The 17,898-nt window shown below is 63.0% G+C and carries 11 protein-coding genes, 1 tRNA gene and 1 pseudogene; 9 read left to right on the top strand and 4 right to left on the bottom strand.

Annotated features, from left to right (window positions below):
• The 8 genes from KZA10_RS00265 to KZA10_RS18480 all read left to right on the top strand — a co-directional run.
• A partial coding sequence (locus KZA10_RS00265; RefSeq protein ID WP_218681878.1) for a hypothetical protein occupies positions 1-279 on the top strand: 279 nt, incomplete at its 5' end.
• A gap of 181 nt (positions 280-460) precedes the next feature.
• Positions 461-817 (top strand): sulfate permease, encoded by a 357-nt coding sequence (locus tag KZA10_RS00260; RefSeq protein ID WP_218681876.1) that lies wholly within the window; start codon positions 461-463, stop codon positions 815-817.
• Between the two features lie 88 nt (positions 818-905).
• On the top strand, positions 906-1,157 hold the full coding sequence (locus KZA10_RS00255; RefSeq protein ID WP_218681875.1) for a helix-turn-helix domain-containing protein: 252 nt from the start codon (positions 906-908) through the stop codon (positions 1,155-1,157).
• Positions 1,150-2,331, top strand: coding sequence for a tyrosine-type recombinase/integrase (locus KZA10_RS00250; protein WP_218681874.1), 1,182 nt, complete (start codon positions 1,150-1,152; stop codon positions 2,329-2,331). Before KZA10_RS00255 ends, KZA10_RS00250 begins: the two co-directional genes overlap by 8 nt.
• A gap of 294 nt (positions 2,332-2,625) precedes the next feature.
• Positions 2,626-3,474, top strand: a complete 849-nt coding sequence (locus KZA10_RS00245; protein ID WP_256934180.1) for an AAA family ATPase — start codon at positions 2,626-2,628, stop codon at positions 3,472-3,474.
• Complete coding sequence (locus KZA10_RS00240; RefSeq protein ID WP_256934179.1) at positions 3,467-6,025, top strand: S8 family peptidase; 2,559 nt, start codon at positions 3,467-3,469, stop codon at positions 6,023-6,025. Before KZA10_RS00245 ends, KZA10_RS00240 begins: the two co-directional genes overlap by 8 nt.
• Positions 6,026-6,249: 224 nt before the next feature.
• Positions 6,250-10,251: a dsDNA nuclease domain-containing protein gene (locus KZA10_RS00235; protein WP_218681872.1), complete on the top strand. Its 4,002-nt coding sequence runs from the start codon at positions 6,250-6,252 to the stop codon at positions 10,249-10,251.
• A 344-nt stretch (positions 10,252-10,595) separates the two neighbouring features.
• Positions 10,596-12,647 carry a CHAT domain-containing protein gene (locus KZA10_RS18480; protein ID WP_218681871.1) on the top strand — a complete coding sequence of 684 codons (2,052 nt, stop codon included), beginning with the start codon at positions 10,596-10,598 and terminating at the stop codon, positions 12,645-12,647.
• 494 nt (positions 12,648-13,141) lie between these two features.
• Here the strand turns inward: KZA10_RS18480 and KZA10_RS00225 are convergent, their stop codons facing one another.
• Positions 13,142-15,199 (bottom strand): DEAD/DEAH box helicase family protein, encoded by a 2,058-nt coding sequence (locus KZA10_RS00225; RefSeq protein ID WP_218681870.1) that lies wholly within the window; start codon positions 15,197-15,199, stop codon positions 13,142-13,144.
• Positions 15,200-15,513: 314 nt separating this feature from the next.
• Between KZA10_RS00225 and KZA10_RS00220 the strand changes: the two genes are divergently transcribed.
• Positions 15,514-15,590: transfer RNA gene (locus KZA10_RS00220), tRNA-Pro, on the top strand.
• On the opposite strand, the gene KZA10_RS17550 is transcribed toward KZA10_RS00220, so the two are convergent.
• From KZA10_RS17550 to KZA10_RS00205, 3 genes and pseudogenes are all read right to left on the bottom strand, one after another.
• Positions 15,553-16,215 carry a TrkA family potassium uptake protein gene (locus KZA10_RS17550; RefSeq protein WP_256934176.1) on the bottom strand — a complete coding sequence of 221 codons (663 nt, stop codon included), beginning with the start codon at positions 16,213-16,215 and terminating at the stop codon, positions 15,553-15,555. The genes KZA10_RS00220 and KZA10_RS17550 overlap by 38 nt on opposite strands.
• A 40-nt stretch (positions 16,216-16,255) precedes the next feature.
• Positions 16,256-17,620: a TrkH family potassium uptake protein gene (locus KZA10_RS00210; protein WP_218681869.1), complete on the bottom strand. Its 1,365-nt coding sequence runs from the start codon at positions 17,618-17,620 to the stop codon at positions 16,256-16,258.
• A gap of 98 nt (positions 17,621-17,718) precedes the next feature.
• Positions 17,719-17,898 (bottom strand): annotated as a pseudogene (locus KZA10_RS00205) (aminoglycoside 3'-phosphotransferase); the annotation flags it as partial.

Here is a 17,898-nt window from a genome sequence, read left to right as displayed (position 1 = left end):
GGGGGTGAGGAATGGACGCTTGCGTTCGGAGAGAAGCCAGTAGAGCAGCGCATTGGGACCGTGTGGCGACGGCAGGCGCGAACCGTGGCCGCGTACCGCGACCGGTACGGCATCACCAGTCGCTCGCCGCTCGGGGCGGCGCCCGACAGCGATGTGCAGAAGATCGACGCCGCCCGCGCGAAAGCGGCACTGTCCGCCCTTCGCCGGATGACAGAGCGGCAGTCAGAAGCCGAGATCCCGACATCGCAGGTACGCTCCGGGCGGGGCGTTGCGGTCTGAACGCGGCCCGGCCCGCCTTCGCTAAGCCTTCCGAATGTCGTGAGTGCGACGTACAGTCGGGGTAAGCAAGGCGGCTTTCAAATGTGTGTCGCCGTCACCCCGAGCGTGACGGCATGATCGCCCAACACGGGCAGTCCTTCAAGGTTCTTTGTCGCCAGACCCTTGGAAGAGGACTGCCGTCATGATCCGCCAGCTCTGGACCCTCAGCATCCACACCCGCGCATTTCTGCGCCGGTACATGCCCACCAACATCCTCCTCGACTTGGTCCGCTCCCGCCGCGGACTGAAATGGGGCATCCCCGCGATGCTCCTCGCCGCGCCGTATCTGCTCGCCGCGAGCATCTGCGCCAACCTGATCGCAGGCGGCGGCCCAGGTTGGCTCAACCTCCTCGTGCTGCTGTTCTGCTGGAACGCGCTCAAGTTCATCGCGATCGGCCCGGTGAGCCTGCTACTCCTGGCCCGAACCCGACTGCGTGAACACCGCGAACGGCGAGCCCTTCGGGAGAGTGGGATCGGCAGCGCCGCAGGCTTCCTCTGACTGACGACATCACTCGTCATCCGCCTCGGGCAAGGTCCGGTACCTGCCGACGGCAGCATCACACGCCAAGGGCTTCGAGACTGGAGGGATGAACGATGACCCACAGCCCAGCTCCCACGGGCTGGAACCACTCCTGAACATCAACGAACTCGCCGACTACCTCGGTGTCCCCGTCTCGACCATCTATGACTGGCGCACCAACGGAAAGGGCCCCCGCGCCTATCGGTTCGGGAAGCGCATCATGTTTGGCGTCCGCGACGTCCGCACCTGGATGGAGGCCATGCGCGAACCCGCCGGCGCCGCCACGTTTCCCGGCGGTGCGGAGAGCCCGCGTGGGTAGGCCCCGAACCCCGATCGGCACCTTCGGAGTCATCGCTACCAGTGCACAGCCCGGCGGCAACCACATCGCGAAGACCCGCTACCGCGACTGGGACGGCAAGAGCCGGCTCGTCCAGGCCACCGGGTCCTCGCGCTCCGCTGCCGAGCGAAAGCTGAAGCAGAAGCTCGCCGAACGCTCCCTGTACCAGCCGGGGTTCAACGGGATGAGCGCTGACAGCTCTTTCCCTGAACTCGTCGCCTACTGGTTGGAAGACATGGAGATCGAGGACCGACTTTCACGAACCACCAGGAACTTGTACGAGCGGGACATGCGCGCCCTCGTGCTCCCGGCGTTCAATGAGCTCACGCTCCGGGAGATCGGGGTCGCTCGCTGCGACTACTTTCTCAAGCAGCTCGCCAGACGTAGCCACAGCCGCGCCAAGCATGCTCGCGTCGTCCTACGGCTCGCACTCGCGCTCGCGGTCCGCCACGAGATTCTGCCTCGCAACCCGATGGATCACGTCTCCAGGCTGCACCGGAAGAAGACCATCCCGGATGCGTTCACCATCGCCGAAGTGCATGAGATTCGGGCAGCGATCAAGGCATGGGAGTCGCGTCGGATACTGGCGGGGCCGAGGCCGGATCGGCAACTGGGGCAGATTGTCGAGGTCCTGCTCGGCACTTCTGCCCGCATCGGGGAGGTTCTCGCCATCCGCCTCCAGGATCTCGATCTGGACGGCCCGATCCCGACGGCACGGATCGCAGGCACGATCATCAGCCGCAAGGGCGAGACGACGCACCGGCAGGAACACCCGAAGACTGATCGCTCGGTTCGCCGCGTCGCGCTGCCGTCGTTCGCGCTGCAGGCGATCCGCTCACGCTTGCTGCGAAGCGGCGACACCGAGCCAGGCGCGCTGCTGTTCAGCACACGAGTGGGGACGCCGCACACGACGAACAACATCCGCCGGCTCCTACGCGACGTGATGGATGACGCCGGAATCGGCAACGTGACCCCGCACCGCTTCCGCCGCACCGTCGCGACCGTCATCAACGACGCCCAAGGCGCGCTCCTCGCCTCCGAACTCCTCGGGCACACTGACCCGCGGATCACGATGCAGCACTACATCCAGCGAAACGAGACCGTGAACCCCGCCACCGCCGAGCATCTTGAGCGGGCCTTTGGCAGGGCCGGGTGAGTGTCGAGAGATCTTGCGGCCGCCGTGGGGGAGGGCCGTGACCTTCGCCGCGACGTCGGGGGTCGGCTAGACACTGGTTGCAGGCCCCGAGGCGCTCCGAAGTTCGACGGCGCCGGCACCCTAGAATGAGCGGGGAGGAATCTACCCGATGAAATGATGCTGCGAGGAGGCGTGATGGCTGGCTTAGGGGAACACATCACTGCCATGGTCCGCAGTCACGCGTCCGGTGACGACTCAGCGTTCTACTCGGTCGCCCTCCAAGTCGCCGCACGAGAAGCCCGTCAAGGGCACCACTTGCTTGCTGACGACATAAAGAAGGCCGTCGACGCCTCTCGGCAGTCAACTCCCCGTAGCAACGTCACCAAGCTGGCCAAGCCACGCGGCGACCTGGCAGATCTGATCGAGGTCACACACCCGGAAGTGGCCCTGAAGAACCTCGTTGGGCCAGGCGAACTCGTGGAGCGGCTCAAGCAGGTAATCGCGGAGCAAAGACAGCGAAAAACCCTCCTCGAACACGGCTTCGACCCCACGCATCGACTGCTCCTTGAGGGACCGCCAGGCACCGGAAAGACTATGACCGCCGCCGTACTCGCGCGCGAGTTATCGCTACCTATGTTCACCATTCGGCTCGATAGCTTGCTCAGCAAATATATGGGTGAGACCGCAGGCAAGCTGCGACTCGTATTTGACGCGGTTGCAGAACGTCGCGGCGTGTATCTTTTTGACGAGTTTGATGCCCTCGGAGCTGACCGCTCTGGTAATGACGTCGGCGAGGCCCGGAGAATTCTGAACTCGTTCCTGGTGTTCCTCGAACAGTCCAGCCCAGAGAGCATCGTGATAGCAGCTACCAATCACCGCTCCATTCTGGACAAAGCACTCTTCCGGCGGTTCGACATGGTCCTCACCTATCACCTCCCCGATAAGACGCAGGCCCGATCCGTCATCAAGGGCAGACTGGGCTCACTGATCAAGGGAATGCGCTGGGACAACGTCGACACGCACACCGAGGGACTCAGCCACGCAGACCTCGTCAAGGCCGCCGAGGCCTCCGCCAAGTCCGTCCTGATGCGGGGCGACTCACTCATCACCGCCAACGATCTCATCGCTGCGCTGGACACCCGGCGAACGGCGAGCCTTGGCTGACGAGCTCCGACATCTCACCCACCTCTATGTACTCGACCGAGCACGCAATGAGGACTTCTCCCGTGGCGGGCAGGGCAATCCCAAGATTCGCCCAGTTGAGTACCGTGCCCACGGTCTCGCCATCAAGGGACAGCTTCAGGACGCCTTCTCTGACATCGATGACGAGCGACGCAATACAAGCCTCAGCGCCGACGAACTGAAGGCCCTCGGCAGCGTCATCACTCTGGAAGGAGAGGAAGCTGCCTACCCGCTGAAGATTGAGTCGCTTCAGGCTTTCTCGCGACACCGCAAGACGCCGAAAGTGCCGCAATGGCTGCTCTTATCGGTGCAACCAGCAACAGATGCTCTGCCAGAGCGGGCAATCGTCTGGGTGGCAGACGCCTATCGTCCTCAGTTCCTGAAGATATTCGAGGACTATCTCGAGAAGAAGATCACGAAGGCATCAGAAGACAAGTGGGAGACCCCAGACGGGAACCCCGCAAACCGAGCTCTTGTCGCCAATATCTCCAGGATCCGCCAAGCCATTCTCGAGGACCTCTGGCAATCCGACGGCGAACCGCCAAAGTCTGGATCCCGTTGGTGGGAACTCTGGCTAGATCCATCAGAGCAGAGTATCGACGCCCTTCAAAAGTTCGCGTCCGCTTACGAACTCAAACTGTTGGACCGCTCACTTGCTCTGAACGACAGAGTCGTCGTGTGGATCGAGGCGACATGGAAACAGCTCGAAATCCTACCGTTCACAAACGTCCCGATTGCGGAGATTCGCCGTCCCGAGTTCGTCGACACGATCGAAGACCTACTCCCTAGCGAACAGGATGAGTACGTCGACGACCTTGCGTCTCGTGTGGTCTCAGCATCGAAGGACGCTCCGGCGGTCTGCCACCTCGATACCGGAGTAGCCCGGACACACCGACTGCTTTCGAACTCCCTCGACCCCGGAGATCTCCACACGATCATCGGGACCTCAGGAAACGACAGGCAAGGCCACGGCACCTCCATGGCCGGCCTCGCGCTGTACGGCTCGCTGGACGATCTCCTTACTGGGACCGGAACGGTTCAGCTGCATCACCGACTTGAGTCAGTCCGAATCCTCCCGGAACCTGACGAGCCCGACACCGACCCCCTCGACTACGGAACAGTCACTGTTGAGGCAGTCGCCTTGGCCGAGATCGCAGCGCAGCGCAAACGCGTGTTCTGCATGCCGATATCCAGCGATCCGGACCGTCCAGGTGTCCCAACACTCTGGTCCGCGACAGTAGACGCGCTCGCGGTTGGCACAGACATCATCCGAGATGGGAACCAACTACAACTGCTGTCCCAACCCGACCGTGATGCTAGTCGACTACTCGTCATTGCCACAGGCAACGTCGACAGCTACCAGCCGGATCACCGCCTCGAATCCGACACATCCGGCGTCGAAGATCCCGCGCAATCCTGGAACGCTCTGACCGTTGGCGCCCATACGAATCTCGTGACTTTGCCGACCGATCCGGAGTACTCGGGATGGACAGCGATGGCCGGAGAAGGTGAGCTGTCACCTCACAGTCGGACGTCGCTCCCGTTCGGCAAGAGCAGATGGCCGATCAAGCCAGACATCTGCTTCGAAGGCGGGAACGTCCTCACCGACGGCGGGTCCGGATACGAAGACCGTCACCCATTGCTCTCGCTGCGCTCAACAGGGATACACAACGACCTCGCACTCACCTCCGCCAACGCAACGAGCGCCGCCACGGCACAGGCAGCCCGCTTGGCGGCGCTCACCATGGCTCACTACCCGGATTATTGGCCAGAGACTGTTCGCGGTCTGCTTGTGCATGCCGCCGACTGGACACCCGCGATGCGGGCCGAATTCGATGCGACCGGCACGAAGAAGGAACCCAAGCTCGAACTACTGAGACGATACGGGTGGGGAGTGCCGACAGAGGACGCAGTGCTTCGTTCATCCAGACAGTCCGTCACCTTGGTCACACAAGACACGTTCGTCCCCTTCGAGGGGAACGAATACAAGATGCGCAGGTTCAGACTCCACGCGATGCCGTGGCCCGTCGAAGTGCTCGAAAGTATCGGTGCCGGCGATGTCACACTCAAGGTCACGTTGTCCTACTTTGTTGAACCGTCCGCCTCTAGGAGAGGTTGGAGGCAGCGATACTCCTACGCTTCACATCTCCTTCGGTTCGAGCTCAAGTCACCGACCGAGACCGAGACCGAGTTCATCTCCCGCATCAACCGCGACGCTGAAGACGACGAAGAATCGACTCGCAGCGCCCCGTCATCGGGCTCGGATCGGTGGTTCATCGGACCGAATCAGCGCAACCTTGGCTCCCTCCACCAAGACATCTGGGAAGGATCTGGACAAGAACTGGCGGCCAGCGGAGTGATCGGCGTATACCCAGTTGGCGGGTGGTGGAAACGCAACCAGCGCAAAGACCGTCTCAACCTTCCTGTCCGCTATTCGCTGATCGTCTCCCTCAAGTCCCGTGAACAAGACGTCGATCTCTACACGCCGATCGCAACTGACCTTCAGCTTCCAATCGAGATCGATGGCGCATGACATGTTCGTGACGTTCGGGGGTACTGCACTGCTGTGAGTACCGACATCCTCAACGAGCTACATCCGGCACACTTGGGTGCATCGTCAGTCGTCGATACCCCCAATTTATGACTCGTCGAAGCTCTGAGCGCGCGAATGCCGAAGCGCGCCGACGAGCTGCTGCGCAAGAGCGCCGCAGCCAGAAACGGGAGGCCTCACCGTCTGTCAACCCAGCGTTAGCTAGCGTGCCGACCGACTCGCAGGCTGCGTTGTGGGCTGCTTCCCGGGCGGGTGCGCGTGCCGGGCGCGGCTTTCGTTTTCAGGATCTGGTCGCCACACTTGTTGTATTGCGTCTGTGGAGCGAGGGTGACGCGACAGCGGTCGTGACACCCGAAGAGTTTGACGACATTTCAGTGCAGTCGTCGAGCGGTTCATTCTTCATTCAGGTTAAGTCGCGACGCGAGAGCGCGGGCGATTTCGCCCCTACAGATTTGCGAAAAGACTTGCGTTCCGTCGCGAAGACCTGGGTGAAGCGCAAGGAAGCCGAACTCTCGGCCGAGACCATCCTCTTGCTTGAGCGCCCGGTCGCTCGAATCCCAGTTCCCGAGTGGGGGAGTGAGGCTGCACAACCCGGCTCGAGTGCCTCGAGTGAATTGGCCAAGGAACTCGATGCTCTCTCCTTCGATAACGACCAGGACTTGGTTGCCTTTACGGCCTCAACCTCAGTTGTAATCTGTTCTGATCCGCACGCGCAGGCGATCAGCATCGTTGCCGGGGCTCGTGATTTTCCGGATGGTCTTGCGGAGATCATTGTGGCTGCCGTCTGCACCCAAGTGGGTCAGGCTAGCGACGCCAACGCGGACCCAGATATCGCGAAGCGAGCGGCCGTGGACATCGCAGGCATCGATGTCCTCATAGACCAGGTCCTTGCGACCGTCGACCTCGACTTGCTCGATGAGGCAAGGTCGCTGGGGATCTGCGAGGCAATCGATTGGGGGTCATCTGCTGATGGTTCGGACCTGCGGCAGGGCGTGCACGTGGGAGCTTCTCACGTCGTTGCCGGGTTGCTCGTGCCTCGTGTTGAACTCACACAGCAGGTGGTCGACGTCGCGGCGACCCGCCGGTTGGCAGTCATCGCCGGACCGAGCGGCAGCGGCAAGAGCGCACTCGCGTACGCAGCCGCGTACGAAACCCGGAGGCTATATCGCTGGCAGCATGTCCAATCGCTGATACCAACGGGGCGCACAGGGCGCGATGCTGTCGCACTTCTTTCCGCGCGCATTGAGGCTTTGCGGCCGAGTGCGTATGCGCCTGTGGGAGTCCTCATCGACGACGCTGGGCGCCACGACCCAGATCTCCTCGATCGACTACTGAGACGGCTCGCGGACCTGTCGAACGTGATCGCCATTGTTTCGATTCGAGAGGAAGACCGCTTCCCTGTCCCGCTGTTGTCGGCCATCGCCACGATAACGCCGATGCTTGACGACAGCTTTGCAGAGCAGCTTTGGCGCGACTACCGGGCGGACAATCTCACTGAATGGGCCGGATGGCGGGAACCAGCCGAGCGAGCAGACGGCCTTCTACTGGAGTACGTCACGCTGCTCACCGAGGGTGTGAATCTCGCCACTGTCGTCAGCGCGCAAGTCGCCGCACGCGAAGCAGAACCGAGCCGACATCTTGAGCTTGAGATCCTCCGGCTCGCATCGTGTGCCAACCAATACGGCGTCGCCGTCCCTGCCCACGCGATCCAATCCGCTCTGGATACCGATCACGGCGCATTCGTCGCTGCCAGCCGCCGCCTCATAGACGAGCACCTTGTCGTTGAGGACTCGGGCAACCTCATGCGGCCGCTGCACGAAATCCGATCCGCAGCACTCGCCCGGGCATCTCACCCCTTTGGACAGCAGGAGACCCTCCAGCGCATTGTCCCTCTGGTGGCCAGCGCAGAGCTCGCACGGTTCCTCCGACGAGCACTTGAGTCCGGGGCTGACCAAGCCGTGATGATCCAGGCCGCAACCGAACGCATCACACACGATCGCACCCTCCAGACGCTCATCGCAGTCGCATCCGCTTTCCGTTCTGATGGACTTCGAAGGCGGGCCGACGACTGGAAGCGCATTCTCGATGAATGTGACGTTGATGCTGGCAACGCTGTAACCGCGTTTACGATGTCCCGCACCAAGCCGCGCCCCGACACAGAAGAGCTCTTCAAACCTGAGATCGGGGCAGCCGTCGAGCGGCTACGCAGCGTCCCGACCGATCCGGATCTGCGACCCTTGTGGCGAAAGATCGACACGACGCTGGTCGAGGAACTCACGACCGCTGTGGTCCCCGATGATGAGGCTACCCAACTCCTTTTGCAGGCAATCACCGTACTTCGCGGTTTTGACGTTGCGGCCCTGGAGGCCACGGCGGGTGCAATCGGTGCGCGCCTGACGGTATGGCCGCTGCACGACGCGGCCGACATGACGGAGGCGTTGCGCCGCGCGGCACCTGAGCTTGCGGAACGCGCTGTGATAGCAGCCGGCGGCGAGCAGTTCCTCCTGCGCAGGATCGCTACAGAGACACCGTGGCTAGCGTCGCTGGAACGCGTGGCCGACGGGGTGGATGGCAGATGGATCTTCGTCGACGAGGAGCTGCAGCCGAACCAGAACGAGGCTGTCGTTGATGTGTGCCGGTTAGCCCTCGCTCTTGCGCCGACAGCGTTGATCGCCCGGGTGGGTGCGGTGGATGCCCTCGGGCGTTTGGCAAAGGTCGGTGACTACCCGCTCGTTGACAAGGCGATTCCCCGCGAGAATCTGCCCCATGCCCTCGAAGTCTCCGATAACAGAGCCCAGGCTCGAGCCTTGTCGCGAAAGTACGGCGCGGGCACGTTGACGTCCAAGCTTGCGGCCGAGGCAAAAGCACTCGGGGCGCTCCTCGATCTGCTCCCAGAGATCACGATCGCCCACCTAGGTGATCGAGCTGTGCCTCAAGGGATTGTTCGCCGGTTCGAGTCGGTCACCGCGCTGCTTTCCGAGATGGACTCTCCGGCGGACGAGGGCTACATGGACGAAGTGCCTGGCGCTCTCGGTGACTATCCCGTCGAGAGCGATGCCGTCACCGTCGTGCGAATGCTGCTCCAGCAAGTCATTCCAAATCTTGCACGGGCAGATGTAGCCGAGCGGCGCCCCATTCTGACTGTCGGAACGCTCGACAGTCTCATCCCAAAGGTCGGTGCACTGATTGAACTCGACCGATATCGATACCTCCCTGACCCGCCCGATTGCGCTCAGCTACTTGACTGTCTTCGCCAGTTGCGAATGGTCGCATCCGCCAGCGCTGGATCGGACTTGTCAATGCGTGTATCCATGCGGGCCGCTGCTGGGCGACACACGGGAACCGCTCGGATTGCCGCAGCAGCCACCGTTGCGACCGAGCGCTCTTCCGCAGCTTTGCACAAAGAGGCTGAACGCATGCGACTTGCGCTCGCGAGCGCGGGGTACGCGGTCGTTGTAGTGCCGAGTTCCTCCGAACAATCGATGATGAGTTGGCCGCCCGGAGACATAGCGATCATCGTGGACGGAGAGAGCCTCCTCGCCCATCTAAATGGTCTCGCATCTCTCTCCGATGCAGCGAGAACTGCTGTCGAACATCCAGACCGACGTCTATGGATTGGACTGCGCTCAGCCGATGGTTACTTGTCTGCCTCGATCTTCCAGGTTGCGCATCACGGGGTGATCCCACTTGGCGATCGTGGAGCGCCTTCCGCATTCGCAGGCTCGATCGCTCCGACCCCAATTTCTGATCCCTATGCGGCTTACCTCAAGCAAGCTCGCCGTCTCTCTTCGATCGCGGCGGTCATTGCGGTCCGCGGGAGCACTCTGATTCCCGACGAGGAAGGACGGGTGATTGAAGAATCCTGGGACCGTCTTGTCGGTCTCAAAGCGCAGATCGATGAACTCACCTCCGCTCACGCCGGGACCGAGTACGTGTCCGCGCTCAGCAACATTCTGACGGTCATCGGCTCAGCGATCACTGATGACTTGTCGACCGCAAAGGACTCGGCAGAAGGAGGCCGATCTGGATGGGACGAGATCGCGAGCTTGCAGAGCCTGCTGTTGCTAGACGCGGAGCAAGCGGCAGTACCGGGCGCCGACGCTGCAGTCGTCTACGGCACAGCCGTCGTCATCGCGGACATCGAGGACAGTTTTGAGGATGCGGACTACCGGGTTGCGCGCATGCAGGAGGCGGCTTGGTCACCCTAGTCGGGCAATTCGTCCGTCCATAAGCTGGCCCGAGCCGGCACGCCGACGCGGGTGCCACCGTGCCCGCTAACCTAGACCCGCACCCGCACCCGCACCGAAGCGCGGCAAGGCTAACGACGACGAACAGGTATCCACATGCGACGGGCCCTCACCGCGCTCCAGCGTCCGCACGCCGCCGTACGTCCAGACCGCCGTCTCGTTGCGGCCGCGCAATGAGCGACGACTTCCAGTCAGAGGCCGGCAGCACCCGCCTGAATCACCCGCGACCTATCTATCTCGTTGTGTGCCCTGTCAGCAGTACCGAGGACGAGGCGTATAAACCCATCGCACACACACTTCCGGGAGTGGACGACCCCGCGGTCAGCTTCGATCCCGAACTTGTGCCAATCCTGCCCGCGGTCTGGTACGCCCTCCACCTGCCCTCGACCCGATTCGACACCGTCGATATCCCCTACATGTCCGCTATTCGCGACCAACTCCGCGAAAAGCGCCGACACCTCATCTTTCCCGTGCCGCCATACGCGATCCAGAACCCGATGATGCTCGCCGGGCTCACTCGACTCGGGGAACCCATGCTGATCATCAGCGATGACGACAACTTCACCGCCGCGACCGCCGCATCCAGAGACGGCGGATTCGCGCTCCCACCGGTTCGCGTCAGAGACCTGAACGCCGCGATGCTGAAAAGCCACTGGCAGACAATCAGCGACCTCTGGAAGCCTGACTTCCCCCACGGGGTTTCGCTCGATCCTCGCCCGCCCGAGTGGTCCCCAACCATCGCCCCAAACGGTTCCGCGCTCGCGCTCCGTCGGCTCCTGAAAGCCATCGAAAGAACCGGAGCACCCACGTGGACACACGACGCAAGTTTCTACGACGGAGCGATCAACTTGCTGAATTGGCGCGCCTTCCTCGACACGATGGCCAACTTGGAAGATGACGGTCACTCGATCGCCGACGCCGGAGAAGTGGTGGACGTCGAACTCGCCCAAGCCGCACGCAATCTCAACGTGCCATTGACCCTCGGCATGCCCGGCGTCGCTCCTCGCTATCGGCGTCTCGTCGGCCGCCTCGCGCAAGAGACACGAACAACATCTCCCACGCTGGCTAAGCAGCCCACAGCGACCCCACCGGGCACCGCGCCCGGCGACCCGCCGGATGTCCTCCGCCTGCTTGTCGCGCATAACACTGCCGGGGACAACTCCGTCGGCGTTATCACTGACCCCATCCCCGACGCGGCGTTCCTCGCACTCGCCGACCTCGAACGCTACTGGATCGATAGCGCACGGTCGAACCGTGGAATAACGCCCGCCAAGGAAGCACGCCTTCGCGCCAAGCTCGACGAAGCAATGCGGCCCTTCTTCACCAATAGGTTCAACAACATCCTGCGCACCGCGTCCCGTATCGACGCGTTCACGAACTTCCCGATCGGGCTCGTACGCCTGCCCGGCCACTCCACTCCGCTCGCCGCACTCGTCCCGATCGCCTACCGTCCTATCAACCCGCTCACTCGAGCCTTCCAAATCGAGTTCATCCCGGACCACCCCGTCGACCTCAGCGAGGGAATGCGTATCCTCGTCGTCGAATGCATCCCCGCCACCGACCCAGTCGGTGTCGCCTCCCGGCAAGCCTGGACTTCCGCGGCCACGCACCTCACCGACCCGGCCCGATCCATCTCTGTCGACATCGTTGATGCGTCCACTCCGGCAGACGTTGCAAACGCGATTGCCGCTCACCGCCCTGAGGTCCTCGTCCTCAGCGCGCACGGTGTCTACGATGCCGACGCCAACATGGCGGGCCTCGCCATCGGCGAAAATCACAGCACCGGCGACGACCTCGGACCCATGCCACCACTCGTGATTCTGAGCGCATGCCACTCCGGTCCCCGCGGAGCAGGGCCCGTCGCCGTCGCCGACCTCCTCGTCCGAGCCGGCGCACGAGCCGTGCTCAGCACCCTTGTTCCCGTCGGCGTTCACCACAATTCCGTCTTCATGACACGCCTGCTGGCAAATATGAGCGAGGCGATCGCGGGAACGATCCCGCAGACCACGTTCATGGACGTCTGGCACCGCGTGCAGACCAACAACGTGATCACGGACATCATCTACGGGAACGGGAAACTGATGGAATGGGCCGCCAGTGCCGCCACAGGAACACCACCCATCGAGGAGTTCATGGGTCGACGGTCGGCCGGACGGCTTCGCTCCACACACCTCTACGAAGATGCCGAAGCGATCCTCCTCGAAATCGCGGACGAACGAGGACAGAGAGCGCGTGTCCAAGGCTGGCTGCGCACACCCGGATACGTTCCCGAATCCATGATGTATACCATCGTAGGAGACCCCTCCAGTATCCGCTTCCAACCATCCACGGTCGTTGCCATACACCGGGGAAGTTGACACACCGCCACGCTCCCGCCCGCACTTCGTTGAGGCGCAGGATCGGACATCTGCTGTGCGCCAGGTGCGGACGACCCGAACGATCGGGACCAGCTCGCGCGCGTGTCCGCGATCACCTCGCTGATGTGGTTCGCTTTTCTTCACGATCCGGGCGATACCACCCTGAATCAGCCCACCTCCGAAACGCCCTGTGCCGGTTCGCACCCGTCAACATTCTCAGCGACACCATCATCGGCTGCCATCATGCCTGAGATCCCGCGTCGTGGAGAGCTGCGAAGCGCTTATGAAGTGCCGCGAGCGACTTGTCCGCCTGCGCCAGGATCTCGGAGGCGCAGAGAGTGCAATACGTGGTCTGGCTCTGCGGTCCGTCGCGGACGACGAGGCATGGATCACCTTTCAGGATCACATGCGTCTTCTTCCGGTAGCACTTCCGTCGTCGCCCCGCTGTCTCCGCGCTGACGTGCTTCAGGATGTTCTTTACCGCGGCCATCGGTTCACTCCTCGATCGCTGTTCTGATCATCTCGGCCACCTGGTCTCCGATCTCGTCGAGCGAGTCATAGGCGGCTTGTAGCTGGTCGAGTGTCCACTTGTCTCGACTCTTCTTTCCCTGCCCAGCGAACGCGTTGATCTCCCGGTTCAGCAGGACGTAAAGCGCGTCGGCGTTGTTGCCGCGCGCTCCCTTGATGGCCCTGCTGACGTCGAAGCCGGCGCGGGCGAGACCGAGGTCGGCGAGTATGCGCTGATGGATCGACTTTGAGCGGCTGTCAAGCCGGGCCCGCAGTGTCTGACGCCTAACCTGTGGCTGGACCGGCACCGAGTCGGCGGGCTCCTCCTCGTGCTCTTTGCGGTGAGACAACTGTGCCCGCAGCATGTCCGCGGTGATGCCGAGCTCGCGGAAGGAGAAGCCGCCCGGTCCCTTGGCGTCCAGCATCTCGTCGATGACCCGATCGTCGTTGGGGTCTAGGAACGAGCGATTGAGAAAGTGGCTGAGGCGCTCGTCCTGGGCCACAGGGTCGTCGAAGCGCTGCGCCGTCTGTTCGGGATCGCGGTTGCCGTTTCGTCCGGTCGATTCGGCTCCTTCTCCACGGGCCCACCCTCGGACGATCTGCTGGTCGTGGGTATCGAGGTCGCGGAACTCGTCCCACTGCTCTTCGTTATTGAGGCCGACGTGGGAGACCACGAAGCCCTGGTTGTTGGGGCTGTTCGGGTCGTTTAGGTCGACAGTACGCATCACGCGGCCGACGAACTGAATGTAAGGCGACAAAGAACGGTAGGGGCGGAAGATGGCTGCCACGCTCAGTGGGGGATGGTCGAATCCCTCGCCGAGCATGGCCACCTGCACGATGACGTCAATCTGGTTGTTGCGGAGCTTGGCGAGCACCGCGGCCTTCCGGTCGTCAGCGAGCCTGCTGTGGATGGTCTCTGCTTGCAGGCCCATCTCTTGGAAGATCGCGCGCACTTGATCGGCGTGATCGATCGACATCGCTGACGCTGCGATCTGGTGAGGGAAGCCAGTCGCCGCCCGGAGCGCCTGGAGCTTCTCAGCTGCCTTCTCGGCGATGTGGCGGTTGCACTCGTCCGACAGCGCGACCCCGCGACGGAACCAGGCCTCTTCTTTGAGTTCGAGGATCTGGTCCAGCGTGTAGGTGTCGCTTCCGCCGCGCGCGGTGAAGGTGATCTCGGCTGGATGTGCTGAGGCGGAGACGATGTGCTTGATGTAGCCGTTAAGCATGGCTCGAGCGAAGGGGTACCGATAGATCAGGTCACCGAGCAGTTCCTTATTGTCGGCACGAAAAGGTGTCGCAGTCAGGCTGACGAAGCGCGCTTGGGGGAACGCCCGCACGACCTTCTGCCAGCTCTCGGCGGCGACGTGGTGGCCCTCGTCGATGATCACTAGGTCGAAGAAGTCGCTCGGGAACTGCGATAGCCAGCGATCGGCGCTGCTGGCAAGCTGCTGGATATTGGCGACGACGATGTGGCTGTTGACGCAGTCGTCCATGTTGGCCTTCGGGCCGTCGACCAACGCCGTGAACGGTCCGGACGTGAAGGAGTCGAGGACGCCCGCCTTCTTCCAGAAGCAGGAGGCGTTCGAGATGTTCAGGTCGGCGTAGAGACCCTGCCGGATGGTGGTGTTCGGCGCGATGATGAGCGTCCGCTTGTGTGAGAGATTGAAGGGGAGGATCGCCGCGACACCTGTCTTTCCGCAGCCGACCGGTAGCTGGATGATCGCCGGCGTCGTCTTCTGAGCGAAGTGCTCGATGGCGGCTTCGTAGGCCTCCTTCTGAGGTTCACGCAGCTGCGGGTTGCCGCTAATCGCTGCGTCTGCTGCGTCGAAGAAGCCAGCGACCACGTCCTTGGCTTTCTCCGCGGTGTTGTACTCAAGGCGAAACGGCTCCAGGTCAGCAATGCGATAAAAGCGGTACTGGCTGCCGGGGCGACGGACGGCGGTCAGCGTGCCTGCCGCATCCCACCGGCGCAATGTGGCCGCCGAGACGCCCACATAGGCGGCGGCCTGCGCGATGGTCAGATAGTCGACGTACTCATTGCTCATGGTTCCCCATCCTACATCAAGTCATTCAACCTTATGCAACCTTGCCCACATCATTTTCACAGAGCCCACGCTTCGGCTGCCTGGTGAGGGAATCGCTGATGCCGCGCCGGATACCTTGCTCGATGGCTTGGACGCGCGAAGTTCGGATTCTCAGGGGACCAGAAGGGGACCAGAATCATGCAAACCGTGCAAGTCATGACCTGCCGAGCATGATCTGAGCCCTGGAACTACGCGGTTCTTGGCCCGAGTAGAACCGTTTGGACGCCTGGGGGTCAGGTGAGTTAGAGCGGCGGGACTGTCCGAAAACTAAACAACGGGATGTGGCGCAGCTTGGTAGCGCACTTGACTGGGGGTCAAGGGGTCGCAGGTTCAAATCCTGTCAGCCCGACCATTGAGAGGCTCGGAATCACGAGGAAGTCGCGAGGTTCCGAGCCTCTGTCGTATCCGCCTTCATGCCGTGGTTGTGCACTCGTTGTGCAGTTGCTCGCGGAACGAGCGCTGATGCGCTCTCCGCAGCACGTCGAGCGGCGTCGCCGATCAGGTGCGTGTAGATGTCGCTCGTGACCGAGATCGACGAGTGACCGAGCCGCTTCGACACGAGTGTGAATCTCCGGATAGATGACGCGATGCACGCCGAGCTGTTCGAGGACCGCCCCGTGCTGCTCGTCGACCGCTTTGGCCCAGATCACGGGCACCTGCAACTGGAGCAGCAGGGACGCGGTGAGGATCGACGCGGTGATGTCGTTGCCGATCGCGAGGACGACACGATCGAACTCGCCGACCGCGAGCTGTTGGAGCACGTCGAGCCGCGTCGAGTCCGCTCTGACCACCTGTGTGAGCTCGCCGTTGAGGGACTGCACGATGTCCTCGTCGGCGTCGATGCCGAGGACCTCGGTGCCCGACGACATCAGTTCGAGCGCGAGGGAGGTCCCGAAGCGTCCGAGGCCGATCACCGCGACGGAATCGGCTTCGGCGATGCGCCGGGCGTCGGGGGTGAAGGAGAGGAACTTGGTCATGTGGTGTCCTTGTCGTCGAGCGATCGTGGGGGGAGACCGGTCAGCCGATCGCCGGGCGCTCCTTGGGCAGCTCGTACGCCGTCTGCCGTTGGCGCAGGGCCAGTGCGGAACCCAGCGTCAGCGGTCCGAGCCGGCCGAGGAACATCAGGAGAACGAGGATGAGCTGCGCGGCCGCCGGCAGATCGGCCGTGATGCCGGTAGACATGCCGACGGTACCGAACGCCGAGACGACTTCGAAGAGCACGCGATCGAGGTCGAGATCCGTCATCGCGAGTATCGCGATCACTGCGCTCATCACCGCGGCGAGGGCGACGATCACCACGGTGATGGCCTCCCTGTGCACAGACCGCGAGAGCCGCTTGCCGAACACGTTCACCGCGGTCCCGCCGCGGAACTCGGTCCACATGATGAACAACAGGACGGCGAAGGTCGTCACCTTGATGCCGCCGGCGGTGCCTGCCGGTCCGCCTCCGATGAACATCAGCACATCTGTGACGAGCCAGGTCTCATCGTGCATGAGCGAGGTGTCCACGGAGTTGAAGCCGGCCGTGCGGGCCTGCACCGAATGGAAGAACCCCGCCAGCATGCGGGAGGCGGGATCGAGCGGTCCCAGCGTGCCGGGATTGTTCCACTCCACGACCACCGTGAACCCCGTGCCGAGGGTGAGCAGGACGAGGGTGGCGACGAGCACGATCCGCGTGTTCATCGACCAGTGCAGCGGGTTCCTGAACTCCTTCCGGAGCTGTCGAAGCACGGGGAAGCCGAGCCCGCCGAGGATGATCGCGATGCAGATCGGGATGCAGATCCACGGGTCGGACACGAACCCGATCAGGCTGTCGGTGTACAGCGCGAACCCCGCGTTGTTGAAGGACGACACGGCGTGGAAGACGGCGTGCCAGGCGGCTCGGCCCACGTCGTAGTCGTAGCCGGTCCAGAAGCGGACGAACAGGACCGTCGCGACCGCCGCCTCGATGATCAAGGTCGTGATCAGGATGCCGATCGCGGTGCGCTTCATGTCGCCCACACCCGTGGACTTCGTCTCGGTGCCGGCGAAGATCCGTGAACGCACGCTGAGCTTGCGAGCGAGCGCGAAGCCGATCAGGGCCGCGAAGAGCATGATGCCGAGCCCGCCGAGCTGGATCAGGAGCAGGATCACGACTTTGCCGAACGGGCTCCAGTAGGTCGCGGTGTCGACCACGATGAGTCCCGTCACGCACACCGCAGAGGTGGAGGTGAAGAGCGCATCGACGAAGTTCGTCCAGACGCCGCTGCGCGACGAGAACGGGAGCATCAGAAGCGCGGTGCCGACGAGGATCGCCGCCCCGAAGCCGAGGGCGATCGCCTGGGCGGGGGCGAAGCCCTGCCGACGCGGGAGGCGACGCGCCGGAGCGGGGAGGGTCAACACGAGAAGTGACGTTACTCCTCGAGACGATCATCCGGGTGCCGCCGGGCGGACGGAGACGGTGCACGACGGCCTCGACGGCCGCCTCGGAGAGGTCCGGGTCAGGTCTCGTTCCAGAGCCGCAGGTAGTACGCGAGTCGGTCGCGGTCGGGGTCGACGCCGTACGCCTCGATGAGGGTGTCCTCCCATCCGGTGCCGAAGTTCCACATCGTGCTCATCGATGCCACGGCGATGTCGGCCCAGCGGTCGGCGACTCCGAGGGCGGCGAGATCGACGAAGGC

It is taken from the genome of Microbacterium sp. BF1 (assembly GCF_019279095.1).
Lineage (GTDB): Bacteria > Actinomycetota > Actinomycetes > Actinomycetales > Microbacteriaceae > Microbacterium > Microbacterium maritypicum.
Note: the sequence above shows the minus strand (reverse complement) of the source record. Positions and strands in the feature narration are given on the sequence as shown.